Below are 7,682 nucleotides of genomic sequence, written 5' to 3' on the forward strand. Positions count from 1 at the left end.
TTGAAATATTTCTCAATCCACTCGTAATTGATTTGTTTGAAAGCCAATTTTTGGGTTTCATTATTTGGGTCAAGTTCGATGATTTCTATTTTTTGCATATCTGTAAAGCGTTTTACAATTTTGAGGCAACATCACGAATTGTATCCAACAAATATTCTATCGAAGTTTCGGCTTTTCGGTGATTAATGATACACGCCCGTAGCACCAACTCTCCATTGAGTTTTGTACTCGTAATAAACACTCGTCCATCGGCTTCGAGAGCGGGAATAAGCTTTTGGTTCAACTCGCTAATGGCCTCATTATCAGTCAATTTACCTTTATATCTAAAACACGCAACTGCCAAATCGGCCTTTGATTTTAGTTCAAAATCGGCTGATTCTTCTACAAGTTTTATCAAATAATTGGTCAAATCAATGTCTTTCTGAATCATATCTCTGATTCGGTCGAAACCATACGCCTTTACCGACATCCATGCTTTAAAGGCTTTTGCATTGCGAGAAAGTTGGAAATAATGCTCATTAAATTCCAAGCGAGCATTGGCATTTGTCTGCAATTCAGTCGCCAAATAATCTGCTTCTTTATAGTAAGTTTCTCGCATTTTGCCCCAATCTTGCACCAAAACACACCCAATTTCAAAAGGCTGATAGAGCCATTTATGAAAATCAAGGGCAACCGAATCGGCACGCTCCAAACCTGCATATTTATGTTTGATTGAAGGCAAAGCCGAAGCCAAACCACCATAAGCACCGTCAACGTGAAACCACATTTCGTATTTTTGGGCAATATCGGCCAATGCCGTTAGGTCATCAATCGCACCTGTATTGACAGTTCCAGCGTTTCCTACTACACAAAAAGGCATGAAACCACTGGCAATATCAGCTTTTATTTGCGTTTCGAGTGCTTCTAAATCAATCGTCAAATCAGCGTTTGTGTCTATTCTACGAAGTTGATTTGTGCCGATGCCCAACAGTGACAAACTTTTATCAACACAATTATGGGTTTCGACCGAGCAGTAAACCATAAAAGGCTTCATGCCAAAAAGTCCATTGCGTTTAATATCAAATTTCTTGAAAAATATATTTCTTGCCACCGTCAAACCTGCCAAATTGGCTTCTGAGCCACCACTCACCATCGCACCACCCGCATTTGGTGTATAATCAATCATTTCGGCCGCCCATTTAATGACACGTTTTTCGATTTCGGTCATGGCTGGAGCCAAATGCCATTTTGTATTATTTTGATTGACGGTAGAAAGTAATAATTCGGCCACAGTAGAAATTTGGTTTCCACCCGACATCACGTAGGCGTACATATTTTTGCCCAAATTGCCCGTTGCACTATCAAAAACCTTTGTTTTTACTTCGTCGAGCAGCTCAAAGCTATCTTTTCCAATTCGGGGAAGTGGTTCATCAAACCAACTTTCAACTTCTTCTTGCGAGTTTACATTAAACCCCTTGATAGCATCGAGATTGGCGTATTTTTCAAGAATCATCGAAGATGCTTTCTCCAAAATTTGGCTAAATTCTTCTTGACTAAAATCTAAAGTATTATTATTCATAGGTCAGTTTTTGATTATTTTTTCACCCTTAGGAACGTCCAAATTGGGCGTTCTCAGTGAAAATTACAATTTGTTTCATCTGTTTGTGAACGTCCAGATTGGACGTTCCTACGGAAATCTTTTATTTTATCGTCAATCGGTAAATTTTCAAACCTTCAATGGCTGGGTGCTTGTAGGTCGAAGGTGTACTTTCAACGGGCATCAGCTCAAAACCATTTCGTTCATAAAATCGGTGGGCAGCTTTTGCTGGCGGCGGCGTATCGAGCCATAATTCTTGATAACCTTTTTCTTTGGCATATTGAAGCAAAGTTTCAAAAAGTCGCTGGGCTAAGTTTTCGTCTTTATTTCCACGCATGGTTTTATCCAAAAACATTTTTCGTAGCGAAGCCTGTCCACCAGTGAGTGGTTCAATGCCAATTGTCCCCATTAATTGGTCGTTTTCATCGAGTGCAATCCAAAACCTACCGTTTTTATAAAATTCTTCGATATTTGGCAAATCGGGTTGGTCTTGGGCGGTTAATCCTAAACCAAATTCGTCGTTTTGAATGCCCAAAACTAATTTTTCTACGTGTTTTTGGTAGATATTTGAATATGTTTGAATGGAAATTTTCATCGGTTTATTTATTTAGAAGATACAATTCTTTATTTCTGTGGTCTGTTGACCATTGACTGTGGACTATTTTACTTTTTCTTCGATTCTTGAAACTCTTTCATGCGTTCGGTATAAGATTTTGAAGCGAAAAACGTCTCCATTTCTCCTAAAGCATCTAAAATATTCGTCGATTGAGACTCTACAACTTGGCGGTTTACCTCCCTGATATCATCCCAAATTAATTGCAATTGAGGCAGCATATTAAGGCCTTTCTTGCTTAGTTTTAACAAACGTTTTCGAGCATCTTCTTTCGATTTTGTAGAAGTTATCCAACCTTCTTTTTCTAATTCTTTGGCCAACTGAATGACCGCCGGATGCGAAATATTGAGTTTTTGGGCAATATCCATAATACCCAGTTCCTTTTCTTGCGAAAGCAAATAGTACAACGGAAACCACTTAGGCTCAAACTCCACTCCATTACTCCGATAAAATTCTGCCCCTGCTCGCATGATATAATCGCTCATGCGTTTCATTCGGCTGGCAATGATTAATGGCCCCAGTTTTGAAAAAACATCTTGCATTAGGTAATTAGTTACGTAATTGATTACGCAAATGTAGCACGATTAAAAAGATTTGCAAGATGAAGACAACTATTTTTTTATTTTTCTACTAAAAAACAAAGCAAAATTCGGTTTGATAAATGTAAGAAAGTACCTCATTTTTGCATAAAAAACATATAGAAATGCTTAAAAATATAGATTTTAAGACACATTTAGCTAATATTAATCAAAATGGTTATACAATTTTGCCCAAGTTATTTTCAGATGAAATTTGTGACGAATTGGCCACAACTTATGATAAATCTGAGTATTTCAGAAGTGTAATTAATATGAAACGTTATCAGTTTGGAAGTGGTGAATACAAATATTTTAAGTATCCGTTACCCACTATTATTGATAAAATACGACATGAGATTTATCCACATTTAGCACACATTGCCAATGATTGGATGATGAAATTGGGTATCGACAAACGTTTTCCAAATCAACTGGACGACTTATTAACATTGTGCCACGAAAATGGGCAAAACCGCCCTACTCCTTTGATTTTGAAGTATGAAACTGGCGATTGGAATGCCTTGCACCAAGATTTATACGGTGACATCTATTTCCCTTTTCAGATGGTTATTTTCTTGACTCAACCTAATGTTGATTATACAGGTGGAGAATTTATGATGCTCGAAAATCGCCCAAGAATGCAATCGAAGGGAATAGTTTTACAGCCAAATAAAGGCGATGCCGTGATTTTTACAACCAATTTTCGGCCAACGCTGGGCAGCCGTGGCTATTACAGAACTTCAATGCGGCATGGGGTTAGTGAAGTGCGAAGCGGGAAAAGAATTAATCTTGGAATTATTTTTCATGATGCAAAATAAAAGATATAATTCATTGCCGTCTGCTTTAGCTGACGGATGCAAGAAAATTAAAACAATTGACTTTAGTCCAAATTAAAAGTTTAGGCTAAAGCCTATATTGTTTTCTTCACAGTACCCGTCAGCTAAAGCAGACGGGGTCGCCCAGACGGCAATGAATAAAGGCACAATTTAGAAAATTGTGTTACGAACGCCCCATTTCCCAGCCCAGAATTGCTTTTTTGCGGGTTGTTCCCCAGCGGTAGCCGCCAATTCCTCCTACTTTTTGCAGCACTCGGTGGCACGGAATAATATAGCCAAGTCGATTGCTGCCGATGGCTGTCCCGACAGCTCGTTGGGCAGTGGGTTTGCCGATGGCGTTGGCAATGGTTTCGTAGCTGACCATTTGTCCAAACGGAATTTTCAGGAGTGCTTCCCACACTTTTATCTGAAAATTTGTGCCTCGCAACAAAAGCGTGAGCGGTTCGCTTGTGTTGGTGGTTTCATAAAAAATTTGTTCGATAAATGGCTTCGTGAAGTTATTATCGAAAATGAGTTTAGCTTTTTCAAAATCTTGTTGTAATTCTTTTATTATCAACGACTTAGATTCTTCTTCAAGAAATCTAAAATCGGTAATTCCTCGCTCAGTAATGGCAATCAGACATTCGCCAAATGGTGTTTCGTGGATGCCGTAATGAACCGTTAAACCCAGCCCTTTTGCTTTGAATTCGGCGGGAGTCATGGCCTCATAACTCACAAATAAATCATGTAAACGGCTCGAACTTGACAAACCCGACTCGAAGGTTGCTTCCAATAAATTATTACTTTCGGCGAGTTTTTCTTTAGCAAATTCTTTGGTCAAGAACCGCATAAAACGTTGCGGACTTGTGCCTGCCCACTTCGAAAATAATCGATTAAAATGAAATTCTGAAAGTGCCACGTGGTCGGCAATTTCTTTTACGCTCGGTTGATTTTGGAAGTTTTCTTCGATGAATCGAATCGCTTTTTCTATTCTGTTATAATCTATATATTCTTGGTTATCAATATTTTCCATCGCTTTTGATTTAGCTTTTCTTGAATCTTTCGTCAAAATTACGATGGATTATGTTGGTGGACAATCTGATTTTTGCGGAATTGCCCCCAACCCCTAAAGGGGAGAAAGAATTGACTCATATCAATTCTTTCTTAGCAAAAAGTTGTTTGATTTTAGCAGAAAGGCTTGGCTTTTCAGCGATTTTGAATTTTATTTTATATTTTTTGATGATGCGAGCCGAAAGAATTCCGAGTATCACGCCAGGGGCTGTCCAAGTAAGGATGAATACAAAACTTGGGGTATTTTCAGGCATAAATCTTGGTACGATATTTACACAGAAAGCCGTGATTGCTGCTGTGTATGCTCCCATCATTTTGCCAGCGTGAGCAAAAAACCAGTGCATTTTTTCAGCTTTTACATAGCCCAAATAAAATTTTAAATCTCCGTAGGCATTTGATAAGCTTACTGTTCCAAAAATAAAGAATAGCACATTTAATTCTCCGAAATACTTAGCTGGATTGACTGTCAGATAAACGCCATAAGCCAACATACACACACCCGAAAAGCCAATCAACCACGCACCTATTTTATCTACTAAAGTTGGCTTAAAGCCTTTTTTCATGGCCAACATTCTTTTGCCTGACCAATTTGGATAAAAACTTACGATACCAATTCCTAAGAAAAACTGATATTTTAGATTGGTTGGATATAGGATAAAAAAGATAGTGGTCGTAACGAATATCATAAACATTGACCAATAAAAAACTACACCTGCACGGTTATGTGCTTTTCCGCCTTTGTTGGCAATCATGGCTACCAAACCAGCTATCAATGATAAAATACCACACAAGACATGAACTGCGATTGAAGATTTATAGATGAGCGTTTCCATTTTAGTTGTTATTTTTTGTGTTATTTGAATGACACAAAGGTAGATGGAGGCTCAAAAGTGTGCAAATTAAAGGGCTGATTATCAAACAGTTGGGAAGTTTGACAAACCCACGGGAGGTTTGTCAAACTTTTGGGACGAATGGGAAGTTATTTCCGAATCAAGCTCAATGCTTTTTCGAGAATGGTATCTTTACCTTTATCAATATCGGCTTGTAGAATGTCAATTTTCACATCGGGCTGAACGCCATTTTCGATATTATCGCCTCGGCGGTCGATAAATTGTGAACCAGAGACTCTGAGAATCCAGCCATTGCTTAGTTCGGTTGCCGTAGGCAGTCCGCCACCGCCACCCGTTACGCCACCTACGAGCGTTACGTTTGGCAGACCCTTCATGTAAGCCGCAAAACGATTGGTGGCACTATAACACCCTCGGCTCGTAAGAATCACGATGGGTTTTCCGAGATATTTTTTTGTTGAAGTGCTCGGGCTAACACTTACTTTTTCTTCTTTAAAATCATTTTTGCCTTTACCCGATTTATGACGTTCGATGCCCATCGAGGTTTCTTCATTAATAAAACGTGAGGTTAGGATATCAATATTTCCGATTGCTCCGCCACCGTTGTCTCTTACGTCAATGATAATTCCTTTTTTATCTTTTGCTTTGTCAATCACGTAGTCAAGGGCATAGTCGCTGATGTTATCGCTAAAAGATGGGTAAAGGAAATAGACTACATCGCCAAAATCGTAGAAATAGAAAGCGTCATCAATTGGCTGTAAGCGTCCTTTGAAATAATTTCGGTTCAGCAAATCTCCAAAAAAATTAGTTGGATAATCTAAAAAAACTTCGGGACTATGCGATACATTAAACCTCGATTTCAGATTGGTATGTTCATCTTTCAATTCATACAACATATCATAGCAAACCTTGAAAAGTTCTTCTTCGGTCATCGAATCGTTCACTTTTGCACTATATGTTTTGTAGGATATATCCCAATCAATGTTTTTGTATTCAAAAAATGAAAACTTTTCATTGACAAAATTCCATACTTGGTCGAAAACTGCTTTTGGCGTAGCGGCGGGCGTGGGTTTCATAAATGCTTGTTCGCACGACATCAGGCATATAAATAAAAATGGGAGGTATCGTTTCATAATTATTTGCGTTGTTTGAAGTTGGCAATTAAGTAGATAGAGTGCGTAGCGTTAATGATTTTATCTTCGGCATTTGCATTCAGAATATAGGCATTCCAGCCATAGCCAATTGTTGGTCGGATATTCGTAAAACGCTTACGAGCAGGTAATTGCAACATCAATCGACTATCAAAATGATTGTATTTATTTGGCAAAACCACGCCTCGACCAATATTTGTGAAATTTGAAGTATAAGTCGGTGTCCACAAACCTAAACCTACCACCGCCGCTGAAAGCGTATAGTTGAAAGAATAATCTTTTTTCAGAAACTTAAAATCTTTTGCATAACGCATCTTTGGAGCCAACTCTATCACGGCTTCGGTCGAAATTGCGTTATTATCATAACTTCCATTGAATCGACCACCAATTAAGGCATTGGCTGCCACGCCTACCGCCAAATTTTGGTTGATTTTCTTCAAAAAATAATAACCCACAGTGGCAGTTGCCGAATAAGAAGATGATAGACTATTGGCCGATTGTAGGGAAGGAATTAAGTTGAGCGAATTTTCAAAACCCCGTTGGTTTTTGGGTCTGTCTATCAGGCTATTGCTAAAAAAACCGATACCGATTCCCGAAAATTGATTTTGCGAAAAAACTTGTTGCTGGAAATTTTGCGAAGCCAATGCAAGCCCCGAAGTGCGGTAAACGTGTTCGGTTGCCCAGCGTTGTCGTTTTTTTTCTTTTCGTTCATTTAAGAAAGTTCGGATTTTGGACTGCCCGAAACTCAATTGGCTTATAAAAAGCAGAAGGAGGATTTTTTTCATTAGATACTTTTATGGTTGGATAAAATTATAAGCACAAAAATGCCCCGAATTGGCCTTTCTGACAAGATGCGAATTCGGGGCTAAAGGTTGGTTAAGATTTTATTAAAAACTCATCAATGAAATATTGATTGCTTTGTTTTCATTCAAATCGAAGGCACATTGCTCGAAGTTTGGTGGCCCCATCAGCATAGTTACATTTGAAAAACCAAACGGTTCGGCTGGCATTTGTCCGTTCATATCGAGTT

The 7,682-nt window shown here is 38.6% G+C and carries 9 protein-coding genes; 1 reads left to right on the top strand and 8 read right to left on the bottom strand.

Annotated elements, in window-relative coordinates:
* Positions 1-112 precede the first annotated feature (112 nt).
* From ACOVO2_RS21020 to ACOVO2_RS21030, 3 genes are all read right to left on the bottom strand, one after another.
* Positions 113-1,558, bottom strand: a complete 1,446-nt coding sequence (locus ACOVO2_RS21020) for a pyridoxal phosphate-dependent decarboxylase family protein (RefSeq protein ID WP_421771871.1) — start codon at positions 1,556-1,558, stop codon at positions 113-115.
* Between the two features lie 121 nt (positions 1,559-1,679).
* Positions 1,680-2,171: a GNAT family N-acetyltransferase gene (locus tag ACOVO2_RS21025; RefSeq protein ID WP_421771872.1), complete on the bottom strand. Its 492-nt coding sequence runs from the start codon at positions 2,169-2,171 to the stop codon at positions 1,680-1,682.
* Positions 2,172-2,239: 68 nt separating this feature from the next.
* Positions 2,240-2,731: a MarR family winged helix-turn-helix transcriptional regulator gene (locus ACOVO2_RS21030; RefSeq protein WP_421771873.1), complete on the bottom strand. Its 492-nt coding sequence runs from the start codon at positions 2,729-2,731 to the stop codon at positions 2,240-2,242.
* Between the two features lie 161 nt (positions 2,732-2,892).
* On the opposite strand from ACOVO2_RS21030, the gene ACOVO2_RS21035 reads away from it, so the two are divergent.
* Positions 2,893-3,585 (top strand): 2OG-Fe(II) oxygenase, encoded by a 693-nt coding sequence (locus tag ACOVO2_RS21035; RefSeq protein WP_421771874.1) that lies wholly within the window; start codon positions 2,893-2,895, stop codon positions 3,583-3,585.
* A gap of 181 nt (positions 3,586-3,766) precedes the next feature.
* Here ACOVO2_RS21035 and ACOVO2_RS21040 read toward each other — a convergent pair whose 3' ends face one another.
* The 5 genes from ACOVO2_RS21040 to ACOVO2_RS21060 all read right to left on the bottom strand — a co-directional run bounded on the left by ACOVO2_RS21040 (position 3,767) and on the right by ACOVO2_RS21060 (position 7,674).
* On the bottom strand, positions 3,767-4,615 hold the full coding sequence (locus ACOVO2_RS21040; RefSeq protein WP_421771875.1) for a bifunctional helix-turn-helix domain-containing protein/methylated-DNA--[protein]-cysteine S-methyltransferase: 849 nt from the start codon (positions 4,613-4,615) through the stop codon (positions 3,767-3,769).
* Between the two features lie 115 nt (positions 4,616-4,730).
* Positions 4,731-5,486: a hypothetical protein gene (locus ACOVO2_RS21045; RefSeq protein ID WP_421771876.1), complete on the bottom strand. Its 756-nt coding sequence runs from the start codon at positions 5,484-5,486 to the stop codon at positions 4,731-4,733.
* A gap of 146 nt (positions 5,487-5,632) precedes the next feature.
* Entirely contained in the window at positions 5,633-6,634 is a 1,002-nt protein-coding gene (locus tag ACOVO2_RS21050; protein WP_421771877.1) for a S41 family peptidase, read from the bottom strand.
* Between the two features lie 2 nt (positions 6,635-6,636).
* Positions 6,637-7,437, bottom strand: coding sequence for a hypothetical protein (locus tag ACOVO2_RS21055; RefSeq protein ID WP_421771878.1), 801 nt, complete (start codon positions 7,435-7,437; stop codon positions 6,637-6,639).
* A 102-nt stretch (positions 7,438-7,539) separates the two neighbouring features.
* A complete protein-coding gene (locus tag ACOVO2_RS21060) occupies positions 7,540-7,674 on the bottom strand; it encodes a DUF2141 domain-containing protein (protein ID WP_421771879.1) in 135 nt (44 codons plus the stop codon).
* Positions 7,675-7,682 lie beyond the last annotated feature (8 nt).

It is taken from the genome of Emticicia sp., assembly GCF_049241225.1.
In the GTDB taxonomy this organism is placed as follows: domain Bacteria; phylum Bacteroidota; class Bacteroidia; order Cytophagales; family Spirosomataceae; genus Emticicia.